Annotated in this window: 18 protein-coding genes; 8 read left to right on the top strand and 10 right to left on the bottom strand. The window is 75.8% G+C overall.

Annotated elements, in window-relative coordinates; all coding sequences use genetic code 11:
- Window positions 1-57 precede the first annotated feature (57 nt).
- The 4 genes from IEY75_RS14215 to sigK form a co-directional block, all read right to left on the bottom strand.
- Complete coding sequence (locus IEY75_RS14215; protein ID WP_373290276.1) at window positions 58-1584, bottom strand: molybdopterin-dependent oxidoreductase; 1527 nt, start codon at window positions 1582-1584, stop codon at window positions 58-60.
- Between the two features lie 62 nt (window positions 1585-1646).
- Complete coding sequence (locus tag IEY75_RS14210) at window positions 1647-2261, bottom strand: fasciclin domain-containing protein (RefSeq protein ID WP_189114816.1); 615 nt, start codon at window positions 2259-2261, stop codon at window positions 1647-1649.
- Window positions 2262-2354: 93 nt separating this feature from the next.
- On the bottom strand, window positions 2355-3089 hold the full coding sequence (locus IEY75_RS14205; protein ID WP_189114815.1) for an anti-sigma factor: 735 nt from the start codon (window positions 3087-3089) through the stop codon (window positions 2355-2357).
- Window positions 3086-3706 carry an ECF RNA polymerase sigma factor SigK gene (gene sigK / locus IEY75_RS14200; protein ID WP_189114814.1) on the bottom strand — a complete coding sequence of 207 codons (621 nt, stop codon included), beginning with the start codon at window positions 3704-3706 and terminating at the stop codon, window positions 3086-3088. Before sigK ends, IEY75_RS14205 begins: the two co-directional genes overlap by 4 nt.
- 127 nt (window positions 3707-3833) lie before the next feature.
- Here sigK and IEY75_RS14195 point away from each other — a divergent pair, with 127 nt between their 5' ends.
- From IEY75_RS14195 to IEY75_RS14175, 5 genes are all read left to right on the top strand, one after another.
- Complete coding sequence (locus tag IEY75_RS14195) at window positions 3834-4385, top strand: O-acetyl-ADP-ribose deacetylase (protein ID WP_308425706.1); 552 nt, start codon at window positions 3834-3836, stop codon at window positions 4383-4385.
- 95 nt (window positions 4386-4480) lie between these two features.
- Complete coding sequence (locus tag IEY75_RS14190) at window positions 4481-5707, top strand: M12 family metallo-peptidase (protein ID WP_189114813.1); 1227 nt, start codon at window positions 4481-4483, stop codon at window positions 5705-5707.
- 208 nt (window positions 5708-5915) lie between these two features.
- On the top strand, window positions 5916-7133 hold the full coding sequence (locus IEY75_RS14185) for an esterase/lipase family protein (RefSeq protein ID WP_189114812.1): 1218 nt from the start codon (window positions 5916-5918) through the stop codon (window positions 7131-7133).
- Window positions 7134-7747: 614 nt separating this feature from the next.
- Window positions 7748-8365 (top strand): DUF4360 domain-containing protein, encoded by a 618-nt coding sequence (locus tag IEY75_RS14180; protein ID WP_189114811.1) that lies wholly within the window; start codon window positions 7748-7750, stop codon window positions 8363-8365.
- A gap of 231 nt (window positions 8366-8596) precedes the next feature.
- Window positions 8597-9511: a hypothetical protein gene (locus IEY75_RS14175; protein ID WP_189114810.1), complete on the top strand. Its 915-nt coding sequence runs from the start codon at window positions 8597-8599 to the stop codon at window positions 9509-9511.
- 6 nt (window positions 9512-9517) lie between these two features.
- Here IEY75_RS14175 and IEY75_RS14170 read toward each other — a convergent pair whose 3' ends face one another.
- Both IEY75_RS14170 and IEY75_RS14165 read right to left on the bottom strand, forming a co-directional pair.
- Window positions 9518-10657, bottom strand: coding sequence for an FG-GAP-like repeat-containing protein (locus tag IEY75_RS14170; protein WP_189114809.1), 1140 nt, complete (start codon window positions 10655-10657; stop codon window positions 9518-9520).
- Between the two features lie 195 nt (window positions 10658-10852).
- The gene (locus tag IEY75_RS14165; RefSeq protein ID WP_189114808.1) at window positions 10853-11767 is read right to left on the bottom strand and encodes a hypothetical protein; all 915 of its coding nucleotides are present in this window, start codon (window positions 11765-11767) and stop codon (window positions 10853-10855) included.
- 802 nt (window positions 11768-12569) lie between these two features.
- On the opposite strand from IEY75_RS14165, the gene IEY75_RS14160 reads away from it, so the two are divergent.
- On the top strand, window positions 12570-14117 hold the full coding sequence (locus tag IEY75_RS14160) for a LamG domain-containing protein (RefSeq protein WP_189114807.1): 1548 nt from the start codon (window positions 12570-12572) through the stop codon (window positions 14115-14117).
- A gap of 24 nt (window positions 14118-14141) precedes the next feature.
- On the opposite strand, the gene IEY75_RS14155 is transcribed toward IEY75_RS14160, so the two are convergent.
- On the bottom strand, window positions 14142-14483 hold the full coding sequence (locus tag IEY75_RS14155; protein WP_189114806.1) for a hypothetical protein: 342 nt from the start codon (window positions 14481-14483) through the stop codon (window positions 14142-14144).
- Window positions 14484-14866: 383 nt separating this feature from the next.
- On the opposite strand from IEY75_RS14155, the gene IEY75_RS14150 reads away from it, so the two are divergent.
- Window positions 14867-16891, top strand: a complete 2025-nt coding sequence (locus IEY75_RS14150; protein ID WP_189114805.1) for a M6 family metalloprotease domain-containing protein — start codon at window positions 14867-14869, stop codon at window positions 16889-16891.
- Between the two features lie 51 nt (window positions 16892-16942).
- Here the strand turns inward: IEY75_RS14150 and IEY75_RS14145 are convergent, their stop codons facing one another.
- Together IEY75_RS14145 and IEY75_RS14140 are read right to left on the bottom strand one after the other, a co-directional pair.
- Window positions 16943-17989, bottom strand: coding sequence for a glucose 1-dehydrogenase (locus tag IEY75_RS14145; RefSeq protein WP_189114804.1), 1047 nt, complete (start codon window positions 17987-17989; stop codon window positions 16943-16945).
- A gap of 30 nt (window positions 17990-18019) precedes the next feature.
- Window positions 18020-18607, bottom strand: coding sequence for a gluconokinase (locus IEY75_RS14140; protein ID WP_189114803.1), 588 nt, complete (start codon window positions 18605-18607; stop codon window positions 18020-18022).
- 87 nt (window positions 18608-18694) lie between these two features.
- On the opposite strand from IEY75_RS14140, the gene IEY75_RS14135 reads away from it, so the two are divergent.
- Window positions 18695-19621 carry a hypothetical protein gene (locus tag IEY75_RS14135; RefSeq protein ID WP_189114802.1) on the top strand — a complete coding sequence of 309 codons (927 nt, stop codon included), beginning with the start codon at window positions 18695-18697 and terminating at the stop codon, window positions 19619-19621.
- Between the two features lie 59 nt (window positions 19622-19680).
- On the opposite strand, the gene IEY75_RS14130 is transcribed toward IEY75_RS14135, so the two are convergent.
- Complete coding sequence (locus tag IEY75_RS14130; RefSeq protein WP_189114801.1) at window positions 19681-20697, bottom strand: NlpC/P60 family protein; 1017 nt, start codon at window positions 20695-20697, stop codon at window positions 19681-19683.
- Between the last annotated feature and the right edge of the window lie 17 nt (window positions 20698-20714).

Below are 20714 nucleotides of genomic sequence, written 5' to 3'. Positions count from 1 at the left end.
CCGGCCGGGCGGGCGGGCGGACCGCGGCCGACGCCGCGGTCGGGCCGGTCCGCCCGGTCAGGCCACGGTCACCGTGATGCCGTGCCAGCCGGTGGCGCCGTCGGGGAACGGCGAGACCCGGGCGGCGGTCTGGGCGGCCCCGGTGCCGTCGGTGGCGCGCACCTGCAACCGGTGCAGCCCGGGCGTGGCCGCCCACGGGTACCGCCACTGCACCCACGTGTCCGTGGACGGCACCGGCGCGAGCGTCGCGGCCTGCCACGGCCCGTCGTCGACCTGGACCTCCACGGCGCGGATCCCGCGGCCCTGCGCCCAGGCCACCCCGGCGACGGTGGTCGGTCCGGGCGGCAGCGTGGCCAGCGGCGCCGGCCGGTCGATCCGCGAGGCCGTCTTGACCGGCGCGCGCGGCGCCCAGTCGCGGCGCACCCAGTACGCGTCGAAGTCGTCGAAGGTGGTCAGCTCCAGCTCCTGCACCCACTTGCAGGCCCCCGCGTACCCGTACAGGCCCGGGGTCAGCATCCGCACGGGGAAGCCGTGCTCCAGCGGCAGCGGCTCGCCGTTCATGCCGACGCAGAGCATGGCGTCGCGGCCGTCCAGCAGCGCCGCCACCGGCGTGCCGATGGTCATGCCCTCGACGGACCGGGCGACGAGCTGGTCGGCGCCGGCCTGCACGCCGGCCTCGCGCAGCAGCGGCGCCAGCGCCGCCCCGAGCCAGCGCGCGGTGCCGATGTACGGGCCGCCAACCTCGTTGGACACGCAGTTCAGCGTGATGTGCCGCTCCAGCAGCGGGCGGGCCAGCAGGTCGGCGAAGCTCAGGGTCAGCGGCCGGTCGACCATCCCGCCGATCCGCAGCCGCCAGGAGTCCAGGTCGACCTGCGGGACGGTGAGCGCGGTGTCGACGCGGTAGAAGTCGGCGTTGGGCGTGAGGAAGCCGGGCTGGAGCCCGGTCGGCAGCGGCGGCGCCGGGTCCGCGGGCGCCGGGAGCCGGACCGCCAGGCGGCTGCGCCCGGCGGCGCCGCCGCTCACCCGCCGGACGGCGGCGGCGCCGCCGCCCACGACGGCGGTACCCGAGGCGATCAGCGCGGCGGCGCCGAGGAAGGTGCGGCGGTCGAGCAGCCGGGGTGGCCGCCCCGCCCCGACGTCCACGGGCACCTCCGCCGGTTCCCGCGCGCGGGCGGTCAGCACCGCGAGGGCGCCCGCGGCCACCATCGCCCCGCACAGGGAGGGGAGGGCGTCGACCCACGCGGCCGCGGGCCGGCTGAGCGCGGCGGCGGCGCCGAGGACGCCGAACAGGGCGGCGCCGGCCGGGCCCAGGCGCGGGCGGCGTCCGGCCAGGACGCCCACGCCGGCGGCCAGCGCCGCCAGCGCCAGCGCGATGCCGGTCAGCAGCAGCGGCTTGTCCCAGGTGCCGAACGTGGCGACCGCGTACTCCTTGACCGGCGTCGGCGTCGCGTCGATGACGGCGCCGCCCACCGCGACGACCGGGCCGGCGGCGGGCCGGGTCGCGGCCGCCATCAGCTCGGCGACGGCGATGCCGGCGGCCGTGGCGAGCAGCCCGGTTAACGCGAAGCGCAGGCCTGGACGCACGGCTGCTCCCTCCCGGACCGGGGGGGCGGACGGTGCCGCCCCCCCGGGTCGTGCCGACTTGCTCAGGACTTGGGCATGAGCACGGTGTCGATCAGGTACACGGTCGCGTTCGCGGTCTGGACGTTGCCGCAGACGACGCCGGAGGTGCCGTTGACGGTGAAGTCCGCGCCGCTGCCGGCCACGGTCACCGATCCGCCCTGCAGGGTCGGGTGGCTGCCGGCCAGGTTCTGCGGGGTGAGCTTCCCGGAGACCACGTGGTACGTGAGGATGCTGGTCAGGGTCTTGTTGTCGGCCAGCACCTTGTCCAGGTCGGCCTTCGGGATCTTGGCGAAGGCGTCGTTGGTCGGGGCGAAGACGGTCAGGGCCGGCGCGGTGTTCAGCGAGTCCACCAGGCTGGCCTTCTTGACGGCGGTGACGAGCGTCGACAGCAGCGGGTTGCCCGAGGCGGCGGTGGCGACGGGCACCTTGGCCATCGCGTCGAAGCTGCCCGGGTTGGCGCTGTCGGTCGGTACGGCCGCGCAGCCGGCGCCGAACTGGGTGCTCGTCGGGGCCGTGGCCGTCGTCGCGGCGGGTGCCGCGGCGGAGGTGTCGCCGGCGCCGTCGTCCATGCCGCAGCCCGACAGCGCGAGGGCGAGGACGGCGGCGGTGCTGGTGGCGGCGAGAACGGTGGCACGCATCATGGTCTCCTCAGAGGGTTACTGGCGGGGCGCGAAGCCCGGAAACTTGCTTCTCACCAGGTATTCGGTGCCACCGGGCGGGAGGATGGGTCCCTAGACGAGGGGAATTCCGGCGCGTACCGGGAGGCTGGGGGTCGGCGAGCCGCCCGCCGGCTCGACGGTGACGCCGAAGCTCTCCATGCCCTGCACGCCGGCCAGCACCCGGGTCGAGTGGTGCTCGCCGGAGGCCAGCACCGCCGCCGACACCGGCCGGGCGCCGTCGAGCATCCAGTACTGGTAGACCTTCCCCGCCTCGGCCGGCGGCGCCGCGAGCACGACGACCCCGAGGTTCTCCCGCGCCGACACCACGACCGTGATCCGGCCGCCGCCGGCCAGGTCCCCGCCGTGCACCCGGGCGTCGGGCGCGGTCATGACCGCCTGCATCCGGGCGGCCTCCGCCCGGGTGGCGGCCAGCACGGCGCGCTCCTGGCGCAGCTCCCGCTGCTGCCAGGCGAAGGCGCCCGCGGCGCCGCCCGCGGTGGCCAGGCCGACGACGGCGGCCGCCGCCGCGAACCGGCGCCAGCGGGGCGCCGCGCCCCGCCGGGCCGGCCGGGGCAGCTCCGGGCCGACCTGCCGGGTCCGGCCGATGTCGGCGAGCACCCGGTCGCGCAGGGCCGGCGGCGGGACCGACCACGTCGGGTCGGCGAGCCGGGCGGCCGCCTCGCGCAGCTCGGCGACCTCGGTCGCGCAGGCGGCGCACTCCCGCAGGTGCCGGTCGAACGCGGCGCGTTCCAGCTCGTCCAGGGCGTCCAGCGCGTACGCGCCCGCCAGCGTGTGGATGTCGGTCATCGGGACACCTCCACGCCCAGGCAGTCGCGCAGCCGGATCAGGCCGTCGCGCATCCGGGTCTTGATCGAGGGCAGGCCGGCGTCCAGCAGGGCCGCCACCTCCCGGTACGTGTGGCCGCCGTAGTAGGCCAGGGTGATCGCCTCGCGCTGGAGGTCCGTCAGCGCGTCGAGGCAGTGCCGGACCTGCTGCCGCTCCAGGCGCCCGGTGGCCCGGTCCACCACGTCGTCGTAGGGGACGTCCACCGTCGCGGCCGCGACCCGCAGCACCCGGGCGGCGCTGGCCTCCTCGGCCCGCACCCGGTCGACGGCGCGCCGGTGCGCCATGGTGAGGATCCAGCCGGTCGCCGAGCCGCGGGCGGGCTCGAACCGGGCCGCGGTCCGCCAGACCTCCAGCATGACCTCCTGCACGACCTCCTCCGCCTGCGCCGGGTCCCGCAGCACGCGGCGGACCAGGCCGTACACCCGGGGTACCGTCGCGTCGTAGAGCCGGGCGAAGGCGGCCTCGTCGCCGCGGGCGACCGCGGCGAGCAGGGCCTCGGGCGTGAGCGGCGCGGCGGCCGGCGGCGCCACCGGCGTGAGCCGGCCGCGTCCGCCCGGGGCGCCCCCGGATTCGGTCATACCGTCATCCTCCCCTTCCGCGGCGTCCTCTGCGACGGCACCGCGCGCTGTCAGTGGTTCGGTGCCGGCGGCCGGGCGGATGGGTCGGGGGCGGCCGCGGCGGCGGGTGCCGGCGTAGCGTCGGCGCATGGCACTGACGATGGAGCTGACCGAGGGCGATCTGACCACCCAGCCGCTGGACGCGGTCGTGAACGCGGCGAACGCCGGCCTGCTCGGCGGCGGCGGGGTGGACGGCGCGCTCCACGCCCGCGGCGGGCCGGCGATCCTCGCGGCCTGCCGCGAGCTGCGCGCCACCCGCTACCCGGACGGGCTGCCGGTGGGCGCGGCGGTGGCCACCACGGCGGGGCGGCTCCCGGCGCGGTGGGTGATCCACACGGTCGGGCCGGTGTACGCGCCGGGGGTCGACCAGGGCGCGCTCCTGCGGTCCTGCTACACCGAGTCCCTGCGGGTGGCGGGCGAGCTGGGCGCGCGCACGGTCGGCTTCCCGCTGATCTCGGCCGGCGCGTACGGCTGGCCGGTGCCGGACGCGGTCGCGCAGGCCCTGGCCGCGCTGCGGGCCGCCCCGGCCGGCCCGGTGACTCTCGCCCGGTTGGTCCTGTTCGGCGCCCCGACGTACGCCGTGGCCGCCGCCGTGGCCGCCGCGCCACCCGGCGCGTCGGCGGAAATACCCGCTGTATAGATCATCTTGAATATCGAGTGCGGGTGGCCGAGAATCAGCGCTACCCCCCGACGGCGCCCACCCCCGTCCCCCGCCCGCCGAGAGGATCTTCTTCGATGCTGGTCACCCGCGGTCTGGCCGCGATCGCCGGAGCGGCGACCGCCGCCCTCGGACTGTCCCTGGCCGCCGCGCCCGCCCGCGCCGCCGACCTGCCGGCCCTGCTGACCGGCGCCGCCCCGCAGTCCCGGGCGGCCGGCGCCGCGCGGGCCGCGCTGGCCGCCGCCCCGACCGTCGCCGCCGTCGCGCTGCACCGGGCCGACCCCGGCGTCGTGCGGGCCGACACCGACCGGCTCGGGTTGCGCCTGGGCGCCGGGGCCGAGCTGATCCTGCGGCGCGACTGGACCGCCCCGCTCGCCGACGGCGGCCTGACCTGGGCCGGCCGCGTGGGCGACACCGATGACACCGCCACGCTCGTCCGGCGCGCCGACGGCGTCACCGGCACCGTCCGGTCGGGCGCGGACCTGTACCGGATCCAGCCGGTCCCGGGCGTCGGGCACGCGGTGGTCCGCGTCGACGAGGACGCCCGGCCGCCGGACCACCCCGCGGACGCCCTCGCGGCCCTGACCGCGCCCGCCGCCCCGGCCGACTCCCGCCCGGCGCCGGCCCCCGCCGGCCCGGCGGCGCCGAACACCACCATCCGGGTGCTGGTCGCGGCGAGCAGGGCGGCCATCGACGCCCACACCGGCGACTTCCGGTCGGTCGCCGAGCTGGCCGTCGCGGAGACCAACCAGAGCTACCGCAACAGCGACATCGCCATCGACCTGGAGCTGGCCGGCTACGTACCCACGGCGTACGCGGACAGCGGCAGCGTCGGCGGCGACCTCAACGCCCTCAAGGGCCGGGCCGACGGCAAGCTGGACGACCTGCACGCCCAGCGCGACGAGCTGCGCGCCGACGTGGTCGCGCTGATCACCGAGAAGGGCAACGCCTGCGGCGTGGCGCCCGGCCTCGACGTCGCCGCCGACGCCGCGTTCGTCGTCGCCACCCGCTCCTGCGCCACGGGCTACTTCACCTTCGGCCACGAGATCGGGCACCTGCAGGGCGCCGGGCACAACAAGGCCCAGGGCACCAACGGCAAGTACGCCTACGGGCACGGGTACCTGCGCGACGGCGAGTGGCGCACGATCATGGCGTACGACTGCCCGAAGAAGTGCAAGCGGGTCCAGCACTGGTCCAACCCGAACAAGCAGTACGACGGCCAGGCGCTCGGCGTCGCGGGCGCGGCGGACAACGCGCGGGTCCTCAACCAGACCGCGGCCCGGATCGGCGCCTTCCGACCCTGAGGTGCCCGGGGCGCCGCCGCCCGCCCGCGGCGCCCCGCTCAGGTATTAGTTGCCTGGTCACGGGCCTGACCCCTTCGAGTGGAGTACCGCGTTGATGATCGATATCGCGGGGACGCGTTGCGATGCTGTGCGCGTATCACCACTCATTACGCCGGATCCGTCCGTACCGGCCGGTCCCGCGCGCCCGACATAGCTTCCGGGAGTCACCGTGTCCACAGCGCAGAACGAGCCGGAGTACCAGGCCGGCGCCATCACCATCGCCGATCCCCTGACGACCGCCCCGGCCACGCCGACGGAGGTGCCGGAGCCCGACGAGAAGTGGGAGCTGAGCACCGGCTTCGCCCACGTCTACTACGGCCAGGGCAGCCCCGGCATCCAGCGCCCGGTCATCATGGCCGACGGCTTCAACTACGGCCCGAGCAACCTGGACTGGCTCTACCAGGGCCTCGACGGCAGCGTGCCGTTCCTGTCGGAGCTGCGCGCCCGCGGGCACGCCGTGATCCTGCTCGGCTACGCCGAGCGGTCCGCGTCCATCCTGGAGAACGCGCGGGCGGCCCAGGAGTGCATCATGCGGACCATCGCGTCCCAGGTCGGCGACTCGCCGCTGACCGTCGGCGGGTTCAGCATGGGCGGCCTGGTGACGCGGTACGCGCTGGCCAAGCTGGAGCTGGAGCGGATGGACCACCGCACCGCGCTGTACTTCTCCTTCGACTCGCCGCACCGCGGCGCGGTCATCCCGATCGCGCTCCAGGCGTTCGCGCACTTCATCCCGGGCCCGGAGAACGCCTTCGCGGCCCAGATGAACAGCCCGGCCGCCCGCCAGATGCTGTGGCGGCACTACGACAGCGCCACCGGGGAGATCCGCCAGGACCCGGCGCGCACCGACTTCCTCCAGCAGCTTGAGCGGATCGGTTCGTGGCCGCGGCGGCCGCGGACGATCGCCGTCGCCAACGGCACCGGGGACGGCACCGGCGCCAAGGTGCCGCCGGGCGAGGTGGCGCTGAAGATCACCGGCATCGTCTTCCCGAACACCACGCTGTACACGCAGGCCGCCGGGGACAACGTGACGGTCGCGCAGCTCAACCGGCTGATCCCGCCCGCCGCCAAGACGATCACCACGAGCGGCTTCCCGGAGCTGGACGGGGCGCCGGGCGGCACGCTCGACTCGTTCAAGATCCTCGCCGACGAGCTGGAGCGGCGCGGCGGCCGGGTGGACCTGCGCCACGACACGGTGTGCTTCGTGCCGTCGGTGAGCGCGGTGGCGATCCGCGACCTCGACCGCCAGGAGGACCTGTACGCGGACATCAACCGCCTGCCGCAGGAGGAGAGCGAGGTGGACGAGTACCTGTGCGCGTCCACCAACACCGCGCACACGGAGATCACCCGCGAGCTGTGTGACTGGATCATGGAGCGCCTGCCCCGCTGACCGGAGACGCCGGTGGGGGCGGGGCTGCCGCCCCCACCGGCACACCCCTGCCCCGCCGCCACCCGGGGCGTCCCCCGTGCTGTGCCCGCCCCCGAGCCCCCAGACCCGTAGCTGAGCCCTCCCGTGCCCGCCACGTGGCGGGTCGCCGTCCGGCCGTACTCGGCGGCGGTCCGCGTGATCGCGCCGCGACCTGCGCCACCTGGCGGCGGGTCGCCCGAGGAATCCCCGTGCGGTGCGCGGTGGAAGCGCAATGGGGCAATCGGCACCGGCTCCACAAAGGTCCCAGACCGGCGCGAATGCGCCCCAGCCCACCCTCCGCGGCCGGCCGGGGTCGCCACCGTACACATTCGGCGGTCGTACGCCCACCCTCGGTGTATATGTAAAATTCCGCGCCGAAGCCGCCCTTGTTGGTGAGCGGGGCCACTCACATACTTCTGTAGTCGTCGATGCCCCGGCGGTCCCCGCATAGGTCCCCGGGGCGCATTCAGACAGATTCGCAGCGCAATTTCTTTACCTCCCCGTCCGCGGTCGGCGCCGGCCGCGGGCGGAGCGGCGCGCGCCTCGCCGGATGCGGGGGTCGGCAAGGCCCAAGCAACCAACCATTGGGGAGATTCATGAACCAGGTGGTACGCACGACAGCCCAGACAGCCAGCGTGCTGGCACTCGCGATCGGCGCGACGCTGGCCGGCGCCTCCGCCGCCGCGGCCGCGGACCCGAGCGTGGAGTTGCTGGGGGTCGTCACCGAGGGCTCGGGTTGCCCGCGCAAGGGAGACGCCTCGGCGACGCTCAACGGCGACCGGATCAAGGTCAGCTACCAGCGCCTGGGCGTCAGCGCGGGCGGCGAGGACGGGACCTCCAGCGCCCGTCTCAACTGCGTCGCCAACCTCCGGCTCAAGGTGGACAAGGGCTGGGAGTACGCCATCGGCACACTGTCCATGCGGGGCGCCGCCAGCCTGGTCAAGGGCGCCAAGGCCGAGGCGAACGCCACGCACTACTTCGCCGGCTCGACTGCCACCGGCGAAGCCAAAGAGGTCCTCCGCGGCCCGTACGACGACGAGTTCACCTCGTGGGACCGCCAGCACGGCAACTGGTCCGAGTGCGGCGCGACCCGGGCGCTGAACATCAACGCGTCGGTGTACGTCGAGTCGCGGATGTCCGACACCGCCAGTGAACTCCAGCTCAACGACCGCGGCGGCCTGGTCGCCGAGCTGAAGTTCCGCCGCTGCGACTGACGCGGGCGACCGGGGCGGGCAGCCGTCGTCGGATGCCCGCCCCGGCACCGGACGCCGACGCCGGGGCGGCCGGAAATTGTCAGTGGGGAATCGGAAACCGTACTCCCGAGAATTGCGCGAATCGGTGCCCCGGCATCGGATGAACGGGGGGGTCGCCCAGGACCCGCGGTGCGCTACCGTGTACGGCTCCATCAGTGCGTAACACACGGGCTGACCGACCAAGTGAGAAGTATGCAGCCAGACGTTGCCGACGCCCTGCGGCACGGGCCGTTCCACTATGCGCTCCGCGTCGCCATCAAGGCCCGCGGCCTCCCCCTGGAGCGCCTGCGCCAACGCCTCGTGGCGGCCGGCGCCCCCGTCGGTATGGCGACCCTCAGCTCCTGGCAGTCCGGGCGCCGCCGGCCCGAACGCCCCGAGTCCATGGACGCCGTCGTCGTCCTGGAGACCATCCTCGGCCTGCCCCAGCGCGCCCTCGTCGACCTGCTCGGCGCCCCGCGCCGCCGGGGGCCGGGGCCGCGGGTGACCAAGGCGCCGCGTCCGTTCGGCCAGGTCCTGCGCCAGGCCGAACCGGTCGTCGAGCTGATGGCGGAGATGGACTGGCGCGACGACCGGCTGCGGGTGGTCAGCGCGTGGGACCTCGCCGACGTCGCCGCCGGCAGCCGCCTGGTCGCCGTCGAGACCTCGGTGGTGCTGCACGCGGTGACCGAGGTGGACCGGTACCTCACCGTCTACTACGGCGCGCCGGGCATCGACCTGCGCGAGACCGTCCAGTTCGAGGCGCTCTCGGACTGCCGGGTGGGCCGGGTGCTCCAGGCCCGCAACCACCCCCTGCTCGTCGCCGAGCTGCTGCTGGACCGCCCGGTGCCGGCCGGCGAGACGGTCATCGTCCGGTTCCGGGTGACGGACATCGACGGCAACAGCGACACCGAGTTCTGCCGGTTCCTGCGCGCGCCCGCCCAGCAGGTCGCCGTGGAGGTGCGGTTCGCGCCGGACGCCCGGCCGCAGCGGTGCTGGCGGTTCGTCCGGGAGCGGGAGGGCTGGCCGGACCAGCGGCAGGACGAGCTGCGCCTGGGCCCCTCGGGGCACGTGCACGTGGTGCGCAACGCCGTCCAGCCGGGCTTCGTCGGCATCGGCTGGGAGCCCTGAGCCTGCTCAGGTGGCGTTGCGGTGCACCGTGACGCGGTTCGCGGCGAAGTCGGAGGCCACCAGGTCGGGGCGGCCGTCGCGGTCCAGGTCGGCGGCGGCGACGGCGAGCGGCAGGCCGGCCGGCAGCGCCACCGGCGCCGCGAAGCCGGCGCCGGCCGTACCGGCCAGCACGGTCAGGTGGGCGCTGCCCGGGCTGGCGACCGCCAGGTCCGGGTCGCCGTCGCCGTCGAGGTCCGCCGCCACGAGGTCGAACGGGCCGGGGTCGGTCGGGTAGCCGGCCGGCGGCCCGAAGGTCGCCCCGGGGCCGCCGCGCAGCACCCACACCCGGTCGCCGCGCCCGGCGGCCACCGCCAGGTCGGCGTCGGCGTCGGCGTCGAAGTGCCCGACCGCGACGGCGTGCGGCCCGCCCCCGACGGCCGCCGCCGCCACCCGCGCCGCGAACCGGCCCGCCCCGTCGTTGAGCAGCACCGACACCGCGCCGCTCGCCGACTCGGCGACCGCGAGGTCCAGGTCGGCGTCCCCGTCGAGGTCGGCGGCCGCCACCCCGCGCGGCGCCCGGCCCACCCGCAGCGGGTCCGCCGCGGCGAACGTCGCACCCGGCCCGCCGTGCCAGACGGCGACGCGGTCGGCCTCCTCCTCGGTCACCGCCAGGTCCGGGTCGCCGTCGCCGCTGAGGTCCCCGACCGCCAGGACGGCCCCCGCGGTGCCGACCCGGTAGGTGCCGGCGGGGGTGAACGTGTGCCCCGGTCCGCCGCGCAGCACGGTGACCGTCGGCGTCTGGTTGGCGACCAGCAGGTCCGGGTCGCCGTCGGCGTCGAGGTCGGCCGCCGCCAGGCGCCGGGGGCCGCCGGCCACCCGGACGGCCGCCCGCCGGTACAGGCCGCCGTGCCCGTCGCCGGCCAGGACGGAGACGGCGCCCCCGACGCTGTCCGCGGTGGCCACGTCCACGGCGCCGTCCTGGTTGAAGTCGGCCGCGACCAGCCCGTGCGGCCCGCGCCCGGTGGGCACCCACGCGGGCGCGCCGAAGCGCGGCCCGCCCGCGGCGTCGGCCGGTGCCGCCGTGGCCAGGACGGCCGCGCACGCGAGTGCGCCCCCGGTGAGTCGCCGCCCGGTGCCGGGGGTCCGCCGTGCCGGTCCGCGTCGCATCTGCCACTCCTGGGTCACCCGCCGCCCGGCGGTCCGCCGCGGCGGACCGCTGCGGCCCGCCGTGCTGTGCGACGTTACGTCCTGCGCGCGGCCGCGCCGGGCGTTTTGCCTGCTGGTGGCGCGGCGGCCGGCGTGGCGCGCCCGGCGGGGTGGCGTCCCCGCCCGCCGCCGGCCCGGGGGACGGCGGCGGTGGGGTCAGGGCTGCCAGGCGATGCCGAGGATGCCCGGCGGAACCGAGTTGCGCACCACGTGCACCTTGCCGAAGGGCCCGAGCCGCACCTCCTTGTGGAGCTGGTCCGGCCAGCCCTGGAGGTCCCGGACGAACCGCCAGCACCGGCGGGGCCGGGCGTCGGGGGCGAAGTGCACGCTGACGGCGACGTGCTGCGCCGCGGCGGAGAGGAACCGGCCGTACTCGGTCTCCCGCCGGCCGCTGCCGTCGGTGACGCCGAACCGGATGATCGCGGTCTCGCCCGGCGGAAGCCGCCGCCCGAGCAGCAGTTCCGCGGCGATCAGCGGGTGCGTGGGGTCCTGCCGCACCCGGCCGATGTGGCAGTCGGCGAGGGCCGCGAACCGCACCGCGCCGCTGAGGCCGGTGCCCGGGGCGCCGTGGAACGTGGCGACGTACCGGTCGACCTCCTCGACCGCCTCCAGCACGAGCCGGGTCTCCACGCCGACGACGCAGCTTCCCCGGCCCACCTCGACGTCGTCCCAGGCACTCACGATCCGCAGCCGGTCCTCGCGCCAGTCGAGCTGGCGGGTCAGCGCGACGGCGGGGCTGGCGAGGGCGAGCAGGTCGGCCACCGGCCGCGGCGGGCGGGTCATCCGCGGCCGCGGACCCCGCCGCCGCGGCGCGCCCAGCAGGTCGGACAGGGACCGCGCGGGCAGGCCGAGGATGTCCTCCAGGACGGTCACCGCCTCCAGCGACTCGGGCCGCTCGGGGCGCCGCCGTCCCGACTGCCACGAGCTGAGCGTCGACATGCCGACCGGGGTGCCCGCCGCCGCGAGGCGCTGGTGGAGTCGCTCCAGGGAGAGCTTCCGGGCCTTGATGGCGGTACGGAGCGCGTGCGGGAAAGGACCCTGGCGCAGTGCGTCGGCAACGGGCGGCTGCATTTTCCCCACTCGGTCGTACAACGAGGCACAGAGGACACGCGCGGCTGTCGCCGACGTGCGGAAAGGAACTCTAAACGATTTGTCCGGGTGAACGCGCCGGCCGGCGGGGCGCCGCGGCGCCTTCTCGGGGAGCGGGCGAGCGAAAATGTGCAACTGTGCACCGGGGCCGCAATGCGGGTCCACAGTGGTGCCCGCCTCTGCCGACGGTACCCTCGCGGCTGCTATTGCCGGGTCGTCATTCACAGCTATACAGGTTCTGTGGACGTCGGTGATTGCCGTTCACTACCCCGGAGCTGCGTGAAAACATTGGTAGTGGCACGCGGGAGAACGTGACCCTTCTGCGGTCCGCGGCTCCCGGACGGTCCGGCCCGGGCCGGTCGCCGGGCGCACGGATGGCCTGGCAAATGTGAATCTGTGAAAATTGAGAATGGTGGTACCGGGCCGGCGGTGCGCCGATCCCGGTGAACGCGCAAACGTGGATAGGCCGGGTTTCCCGCCATCTATCCAGGTCGAATTCGCGCCCTTATGCTCGGCCTGGGTCCGTACCGCCGCCCGGTGTCGCCGCCGTCACGTCCGGCGTGTCGACCGCGGCCGGGCGGACCCCCCGAGCACCCACTGTGCGTGGGAGAAGCCCAGCCGGCCTACCTGGTGGGGGGCCGGCTGGGCCCCGCACCCCGGCAAACCGGACGATCGACCACGTTCGCGCGCACCTGTGCCAGGTCCCACGCCGCTTCGCCTCAGCACCGGCCGCGGCGGACCGATGGAGTCGCCAAGGCTCTGCCCACGCATACAGGGGTGAGGAATGGGCGAACGCGCGCGCGGCCGGTACGCCGGCCGCCTACCAGGTGCTGCCGCGCTCCCGGCGCGGCGGCTCCTGGTGCTGCTCGCCGCCCTGCTGGGCGCCGCGCCGCTGACGCACGAGGCGTCGGCCGCGCTGAGCGCCAACACCAGGAACCTCACCAACGCCCTCACCGGCGCGGACGACTTCAGCTACTACGGCGCGGTCCGGGACAGCAGCCCGACCCTGTACTACCGGGGCGAGGACGCCGTCTCCTCGTCGGCGACCTCGACGATGGCCGACTCCAGCGGCGGCGCCCGCAACGGCACGTACAACGCCCGCACCGACGGCGCGGCGCCGTGGTGGAAGTTCGACGAGGGCTCCGGCAGCACCGCGGCCGACGCCAGCGGCACCGCCGCGCCCGGCACGCTCACCGGCGCCAACGCGGGCTGGAACGCCACCGGCCGGTACGGCGCCGGCTTCGCGGTCACCTCCGGCACCGGCTACGTGCTGGGCACCCCGACCGCGCGCACCGACGGCGACTGGACCGTCATGGCCTGGGTGTACGCCACCGCCGACAACGCGACCATGGCCGCGGCCGCCCAGACCGGCGACCGCAGCAGCGCGTTCATGCTCAAGCGGGACGGCGGCGTGGACCGGTTCATGGTCGTCACCACCCGCACCGACGTCGACAACCCGACCGTCGACCAGGTCGTCGGCACGACCGCCGCCAGCCTCAACACCTGGTTCCACGTGGCGGCCACGTACGTCGACTCGACCAACACCGTCACCCTGTACGTCAACGCCTCGTCCGAGGGCAGCGTGAACACCAAGTCGGCGGACTGGAACGCCACCGGCAACGTCGTCGCGGGCCGGTCCCAGTGGGCCAACGTGTTCGCCGACCAGTGGATCGGCCGCATCGACGAGGTCCGGGTCTACGACCGGGCGCTGAACTCGACCGACATCGGCAACGCGCGCTCCGGCGGCACGACCGTGTCGCCGATCACGACCCGGCGGACCGGCGCGCTGGCCGGCGCCGACCAGAGCGGCACGTACAGCGTCGCCTCCACCGGGGCGGCCGGGGCGTACTACGGCTCGTCGTACGCCAACCCGAACCCGTTCACGATCGAGTGCCTGGTCAAGGTCACCGGCAGCGCGGGCGGCACGGCGATGGGCTTCTCCGGCAGTACCACGGGTGCCGCCGACGCCAACCACGACCGGGTGCTCTACGTCGACAGCGGCGGGCGGGTGAGCTTCGCCGTGAACAACGGCGCCATCAAGACCGTCCGGTCCGCCGGCACCGTCAACGACGGCGCCTGGCACCACCTGGCGGCCAGCATCGGGGCCGCCGGCCAGAAGCTGTACGTCGACGGCACCCTCGTGGCCTCCGACGCCGCCGTGACGACGGCGGCCAACTTCACGGGGTACTGGCGGTTCGGGGGGATGAGCCTGGCCGGGTACAGCAACCAGCCGACCAGCGACTACCTGATCGGCTCGCTGGACGAGATGGCCGTGTACCCCGCCCAGCTCGCCGACGAGGTGGTCTCCGCGCACCAGGTCGCCCGGAGCTGAGCCGGCCCGAGGGCGCGGACCCCGTCAGCCGGCGGCGGGCGTGCCGCAGGAGGTGCAGCGCTGGCGCGGTACGTCGACGACCTCGGCCACCTTCTGCGCCACCTCGGCCGGGATGTCCTGCTTCTCCCGGGCCTTGGCCTCCTCCTGCTGCTTGACCTCCACCCGGGCGGCCTGCCACGCCGACCAGTGGCCGGACACCAGTGCCCACAGGGAGAGTGCGGAGACGTAGACGACCGAGTCGAGCCACCCGGCGGCCAGGCTGACTGGGATCATGGCGACCCAGAAGACCGTCAGCCAGCCGTTGATGCGGCGCATGAAGGTGGGGTCGCCCTGCACCATCGCCCACAGCGACTTGACCGTACTCATGGTGGTTCCTCCTGCTGGCAGAGCGGCAGGTGGCCCGGCCGGTACGTGACATGGTGCCGCACCGCCCGGGGCGGGGCAACCGGCGCCGACCCAGTCCGACCCGGTCGGGGACGCCGGCCCCCGCCCCGTCGTTGACGTGCTGGTCTGCCGGTCCTACTCTCCCCTCCAATGACCCTTGTCAATCCGTTGACAGGTCGGGGTGCCCCGCCGACCGGCGCCGTGCCCGCCACCGTCCGCGCGCCGCACCTCCGCGGCGCAGCCGGCCTCCCTCGCCGCGGCCCGTCACCCCGTCCATTCGAGTCGCCCGCGTGACCGACCGGACACCGCCCGCCGCCCTCCCGCTTCCGGCCGACCGGCCGCCGACCCCGACCGAAGGGCGCCTCATGCACCCCTTTGCCCCGTCCCGCCGCGGCCTGCGCCGCGTCGGGCCACTCGTGGCCGTCGTCAGCCTGCTGCTGTCGGCGGCCCCCGCCCCCGCGTCGGCCGCGCCGCCGGCCGCCGACCCGTTCCAGGTCCTCGACCCGCAGAACTGGCAGAACCCCGACGCGATGACCTGGGACGACTACCGCCCGGTCCCGCAGACGAACTGGGCGGACCCGACCCGCCGCGGCGACCGGCGCAACTTCAGGATCGCGCTGGTCACCCTCGACTACCCGGACCAGCCGTTCGCCGTGACCCAGGCGGCCCACTCCACGGCCTTCGGCAACCCGCAGCCCAGCGCGGCCGGCGTACCGCGCGCGCAGGTGCCGGCCTTCTACCGCGACTTCCTCAACAAGCCCAACGACCTCAACCGCGGCCACACCCTGCACGAGTACTGGATGCAGGACTCGCAGGGTCGCTACGGAGTGGACCTGACCGGCTTCGGGCCGTACGAGATGCCGGGCAAGGGCCACGAGTACGGCATCGACTCCGGCATGAACGGGGCCGCCTGCCCGGCGGGCGACCGATGCGGCCGCGACCTGCGCGCCGACGGGCTCGGGGCCTGGAAGAAGGCCGTCGGCGAGACCGAGGCCAAGAAGTACGAGCTGGTGTTCATCCTCTCCGCGGGCCAGGACGAGTCGTCCACCTGGCAGGAGTTCGGCGAGATGAAGTTCGCCGGCAAGGGCGAGGTCCCCGACGCCTGGGGCCCGCCGGACCCCAAGCTGCCCAACAGCGCCAAGACCCGCTACGTCGACTGGACGTCGTGGAAGGCGGCCGCCGCGATCTGGCCCAACGCCGGCGGCGGCTCGTCCATCCAGGCGGAGAGCTCCGGCATGGGCGTGTACGCCCACGAGCTGACCCACCTGCTCAACATCGGCGACAACTACAACAACCCGTACGGCAGTCCGCCGCGGCGGGCGTACACCGGCATCTGGAGCATGATGTCGCGGGGTACGTTCAACGGCCCCGGCGGGCCGCACACCCGCTGGCAGGTCCCGCCGGTCAAGGGCGGCTCGCTGGGCTCGCTGCACACGCTGCGGGACAAGTTGAAGATCGACCTGCTGAGCGAGGAGAACGTCCTGCGGCTGTCCCGGGAGGCGCTGTCCTCGTCGGGGCTGGTCGTCGCCGAGGTCACCGCCCGGGCGGTGTCCGCCGGGCCGGGTGAGCTGACCGGGGTCAACATCGCGATGAACAAGGACCGCGCCCCGTCCTGCAACCCGGCCACGGACCCGTTCTGCGACGGCGGCGGATACCAGAACTACACGGTCGAGGTCGTTGGCCGGATGGGGCCGGACTCCTTCACGCCCGACTCCGGCGTCCTGCTCAGCAAGACCAAGAACGCCGACGACGCCCCGTACCAGTGGGTGGTCGACTCCAACCCGCAGGACATCGACATGGTCGACTTCCGCCGCCCCGACGGGACCGTCCAGAAGATCACCGTCGGCGACTACCGGCAGCTCTCGGACGCGCTGCTGCACGCGGGCACGCGCTCGGGCAGCGAGTACGAGTACGTGGACGAGGCCAACCGCCTGCACTTCTACGTCCTGGACCTGCGCCGCGGGGCCGACGGGACGCTGCGGTACACGGTGGCGGCGCGCGCGCTCGACGGCGCCGGCCCGAGCCTGCGCGGCGCGGCGCTGTCCGCCGGCCGGCCCGGCGACGGCCAGCCGGGCGTCGGCGGGGTGACCTGCACGTTCGCGCTGACGAACACCGGACAGTTCAAGGCCGGCGGCCAGGGGCACCCGGAGGACGCGACCGCCTACCTCCAGTCCGACGTGTACCGGCTGACGGCCGGCGTGGCCGGTTCCGGCTGGCGGGCGGAGCTGCCCAACGCGCTGGCGACGGCGAAGTTCGGGCAGTCGACGGACGTCCGGGTCGCGGTCGGCGCCACGCCGCAGGCCGCCGACACGGGCGTGGTCACGCTGACGGCGACCTCGGTCAGCGACCCCGCGAAGTCCGCGACCAGCGAGTGCCGCGTACCCCGCTGAGCGGGACCGACCGCGGCGGGCGGCTCCGGGACACCCGGGGTCGCCCGCCGGTCAGTCGAGGTCGATGACGACCTTGATGTCGTCCGCGCGCGCCGCCAGCGCCCCGGCGTACCCGGCCAGCGGCACCCGCCGGGTGACCAGCGCGGCCAGCCAGGCCGGGTCCGCGGCGCCCAGCACCCGGGCGGCCTCGGCGTAGTGGCGGGCGTTGGCGTTGACCGAGCCGACGACGACGTCGTTGTCCAGGACGAGTTCGCGGTTCACGGCGCCCACGTCGACCCGCAGGTGCCGGCCCGGCCCGGACACCCCGGTGAGGCAGACGACGCCGTACGCCCCGGTGCCGGCCATCGCGTCGACGACGACCTCGGAGACCCCGGTCGCCTCGATGATGATGTCGGGGGCGGCCCGGGTGGCCTCGGCCATGCCGGCGCAGTGGTACCGCGCGCCGAGCGCCTCGACGGCCGCGCGCTTGGGCCCGTCGGTCGCCACGTCCAGGACGTCCACCGCCAGTCCCCGCCCGACCCCGATCAGGGCCGCCAGCAGGCCGATCGGGCCGGCGCCGGTGACCAGTACCCGGTGGGGCTCCGACCAGGCCCGCGCGCCGACCCGGTCCACCTGCTCCCACGCCTTGACCACGACGGAGGCCGGCTCCAGCAGGACGCCGGCCGCACCGAGCGCGGGGTCCAGCCGCACCGCGTACCGCGGCTCCACCGTCCACCACTGGCTGCCGAAGCCGTCCAGCCCCTTGATGCCCCGCTCGGTGTACCGGCCGTTGCGGCACATGTCGAACTCGTCGCGGGCGCAGGCCCCGCACGGCACCGGGTCCGGCCGCCGGACCACGCCCGCCACCAGGTCCCCGGCGGCGAAGCCGGAGCCCGGCGGCGCCTGCGCCACCCGGCCCAGCGACTCGTGGCCCAGGACCAGCCGGTCCCGGCCCGGCGGCGCCTCCCCGTACCGGCCGTCGGCGATCTCCCGGTCGGTCCCGCACACCCCGACGGCCAGGCCGCGTACCAGGAGCAGGTCGTCCCCGGGGTCCGGTTCGGGCAGGTCGCCGACCTCGACGCTGTCGGCCTTGCCCGGGAGCACGGTGAGCGCGCGCATGGGGACCTCCCGTCCCGCGCCGCCCGCGCCTCAGCGCGCCGGCGGTCGCACCGGCGGCGTACCCGCGGCGGCGGGCGGGGAAACGGGCGCGGCGAGCCAGTCCGCGATTCGCGCCACGAGGACGGCGGGCGGCGGGGCGACGTCCACCTGGAGCACCGGCTCGTCCGGCTCCGGCGGCTCCAGGGTCGCCAGTTGGCCGGCGAGCATGGCCGGCGCCATGAAGTGGTCCCGCCGGCCGGCGATCCGCCGGGCGAGCAGGTCCGGGTCGCCGGTGAGCAGGACCAGGCGCACCCGCGGCCGGTCCCGCCGCAGCGCGTCGCGGTACGCCCGGCGCAGGCCCGAGCAGCTCACCACGCCGCCGGTGGCGCCCCGCGCGTCGATCCACCGCCCGAGGGCGGCCAGCCACGGCGCGCGGTCGGCGTCGGTCAGGGCGTGCCCGGCCCGCATCCGCGCCACGTTGGCCGCCGGGTGGAAGTCGTCGCCGTCGGCGTACGGCACGCGCAGCCGGTCGGCCAGCAGGCGGCCGACCGTGGTCTTCCCGCTGCCGGCCACGCCCATCACCACCGTCACGGTGCCGGGTGGGTTGTCAGCCGCGGGGTGGGGACTCCGCACGTCCATCGCCCCATCCTCGCACCGGAGGGCCGGCGGACGCGTCGCGCGCCGTCGGCGGGCCGTCCGGGACCGTCGCGGCTACGATGTCCTTCGATGTCTTCCCGACGCCGCGCCACCGCCGTACGGGCGGCGGCGCTCCTGCTGGCGGTGGCCACCGGCGGCGCGTGCGCCGGTGGCCCCGCGGACGACCCCGGCGCCGAGCGACCCTCCGTGCTGGCCGCCGACGCCGTGGCCCCGGAGGAGGTCGTCGCCGTCCTGACCTCCGGGCTCACGGCGGAGGGCCCGTACCGCGAGCCCGGTGCCGCGGCCGCCCGCCGCGCCGGGGACGCGTTCGCCCGCGCCCTCGCCGCCGGCACGCCGCCCGACCTGGGGGCGCTGGACTACGAGACCCGGCCGTACCGCGACCCCGCCGGCCCGCCGTACGCACTCACCGCGCCGGACCCGGCCGACCGGCGCGGGCTGCCGTTCCTGCTCGCCTACGGCCAGGGCCGCCCGGCGGTGCTGGTCGAGGCGCCGCACCCGCGCGCGGACCGGCACAGCGAGCGGATCGCCGCCCGGCTGGCCGCGGCGACCCCGCGGTCGTACCTGCTGGTGGCGGGCGCCCACCGGGACGCCGCCGACGGCCGCGCCGACGTGGCGCACCGGCCGGAGTCGCTGTTCCACGCGCTGGCCGCGCGGGCGGCCGCCGCCGGGGTGCCGCAGGTGCAGGTGCACGGCTACGCCGACGACAGCCTGCCCGGGTACGACGCCGTGGTCTCCACCGGCGCGACCGACCGCCTCGGCGGGCCGGCCCGGGTCGCCGACGCGCTGGCCCGCGCCGGCTGGCGGGTGTGCCGGGCGTGGCAGCGCCGGTGCGGCGACCTGGAGGGCCGGACCAACGCGCAGGGCCGCGCCGCGGCGGCGGCCGGCGCGGCGTTCGTCCACCTGGAGCTGAGCCGCGGCGTCCGCGAGGACCCGGCCGGCGTCGACCGCCTGGTCGCCGCCGTCGGCCCGCTCCTGGACTCGCTGCACCGGCCGTAGTCCCGCCCCGGGCGGCGCCCGTGCCGGCCGGCGGTGAGCCGAGGGTCGGTGACCGGCGGTCAGAGGCGGCGGATGACGCGCAGGCCGCGGGCGTAGTGGCCGGGGCCGTCCAGGACCGCGGCGCCGCCGAGGTCGCCGAACGTCGGGCCGTTGGCGGTGGTCCGGCTGGAGACGAAGCGCGGGCGCCCCTCGTCGTCGAGGCCGAGGTAGATGCCGGAGTGGGTGATCGGCGCCGGGTCGTCGGGGTCCACGTCGAACAGCACCAGGTCGCCCTCCTGGAGCTGGTCCAGCGGCGGCGGGCCGTTGCGGTCGCGGGCGACGACGGTACCGCCCGCGCGGCTGGCCATCGCCGCCGAGGTGCGGGGCAGCTCGCCCGGCCGCCGGTCGCCGCGGGCGCGCATCGACAGGCCCATCCGGTACCCGTAGACGAGCCGGATGAAGCCCGAGCAGTCGGCGGCGCCGTACCGCTTCCGCGCGGGCGCGCGCACCTCGCCGCCGGGGAACCTCCAGGGCACCCCGAGGTAGTCGTAGAAGTCGGAGTTCTCGGCGCGGCCGTCCGGGTCGTCGGCGGAGACGGGGCCGTACTCGGCGTCGCCGGCCACCCGGACGCCGTGCCGGTCGCGGCGGGCGGGGGCGCCGTGCAGGTACTCGGCCATGACGGCGAGGACGTCGGGGGAGCGGTCGGCGCGGGCGTCGGCCAGCCACTGGACGAACCACGGGGCGTTGCGGGTCTCCTGCGTCCACGGCCGCGGCAGCAGCCGGACCCACGCGTTGGTGCGCACGTGCCGGGCCGTGTACCGGGGCTCGGCGAAGTCCCGTGACGGCCCGGAGAGCCGGACCGTCCGCGCGCCGTCGGTCAGGACCGCGACGACCCGGCCGTCGGCGCCGCGGACCACGGTCCGGGCGGGGTCGGCGGCGCGGTCGAAGTAGTGGCCGGACTCCCGGGCCGACGTCGCCGCCGACGCCTGCGCGCGGTGCGGCCCCGCCGGCCGCCGGACGAACGTGCTGATGCTGGTGCCCAGGACCAGCGCCGTCGCCGCGGCGACCACGGCGGTGCCGAGGCGGTCCGGCGACACCGTCCGGCGGTGCGACC

This window comes from Pilimelia terevasa (genome assembly GCF_014647915.1).
GTDB lineage: Bacteria > Actinomycetota > Actinomycetes > Mycobacteriales > Micromonosporaceae > Pilimelia > Pilimelia terevasa.
The sequence above is the reverse complement of the archived record's forward strand: the minus strand, read 5'-3'. Positions and strand labels throughout refer to the sequence as shown.

Excerpts from the sequence above, each read along its gene's own strand:
- IEY75_RS14195 (WP_308425706.1), top strand. The coding sequence starts at position 3,834 with ATGGCACTGACGATGGAGCTGACCGAGGGCGATCTGACCACCCAGCCG.
- IEY75_RS14160 (WP_189114807.1), top strand. The coding sequence starts at position 12,570 with ATGGGCGAACGCGCGCGCGGCCGGTACGCCGGCCGCCTACCAGGTGCT.
- IEY75_RS14175 (WP_189114810.1), top strand. The coding sequence starts at position 8,597 with ATGCAGCCAGACGTTGCCGACGCCCTGCGGCACGGGCCGTTCCACTAT.
- sigK (WP_189114814.1), bottom strand. The coding sequence starts at position 3,706 with ATGACCGAATCCGGGGGCGCCCCGGGCGGACGCGGCCGGCTCACGCCG.
- IEY75_RS14165 (WP_189114808.1), bottom strand. The coding sequence starts at position 11,767 with ATGCAGCCGCCCGTTGCCGACGCACTGCGCCAGGGTCCTTTCCCGCAC.
- IEY75_RS14135 (WP_189114802.1), top strand. The coding sequence starts at position 18,695 with ATGTCTTCCCGACGCCGCGCCACCGCCGTACGGGCGGCGGCGCTCCTG.
- IEY75_RS14140 (WP_189114803.1), bottom strand. The coding sequence starts at position 18,607 with ATGGACGTGCGGAGTCCCCACCCCGCGGCTGACAACCCACCCGGCACC.
- IEY75_RS14210 (WP_189114816.1), bottom strand. The coding sequence starts at position 2,261 with ATGCGTGCCACCGTTCTCGCCGCCACCAGCACCGCCGCCGTCCTCGCC.
- IEY75_RS14150 (WP_189114805.1), top strand. The coding sequence starts at position 14,867 with ATGCACCCCTTTGCCCCGTCCCGCCGCGGCCTGCGCCGCGTCGGGCCA.
- IEY75_RS14180 (WP_189114811.1), top strand. The coding sequence starts at position 7,748 with ATGAACCAGGTGGTACGCACGACAGCCCAGACAGCCAGCGTGCTGGCA.
- IEY75_RS14205 (WP_189114815.1), bottom strand. The coding sequence starts at position 3,089 with ATGACCGACATCCACACGCTGGCGGGCGCGTACGCGCTGGACGCCCTG.
- IEY75_RS14170 (WP_189114809.1), bottom strand. The coding sequence starts at position 10,657 with ATGCGACGCGGACCGGCACGGCGGACCCCCGGCACCGGGCGGCGACTC.
- IEY75_RS14145 (WP_189114804.1), bottom strand. The coding sequence starts at position 17,989 with ATGCGCGCGCTCACCGTGCTCCCGGGCAAGGCCGACAGCGTCGAGGTC.
- IEY75_RS14190 (WP_189114813.1), top strand. The coding sequence starts at position 4,481 with ATGCTGGTCACCCGCGGTCTGGCCGCGATCGCCGGAGCGGCGACCGCC.
- IEY75_RS14155 (WP_189114806.1), bottom strand. The coding sequence starts at position 14,483 with ATGAGTACGGTCAAGTCGCTGTGGGCGATGGTGCAGGGCGACCCCACC.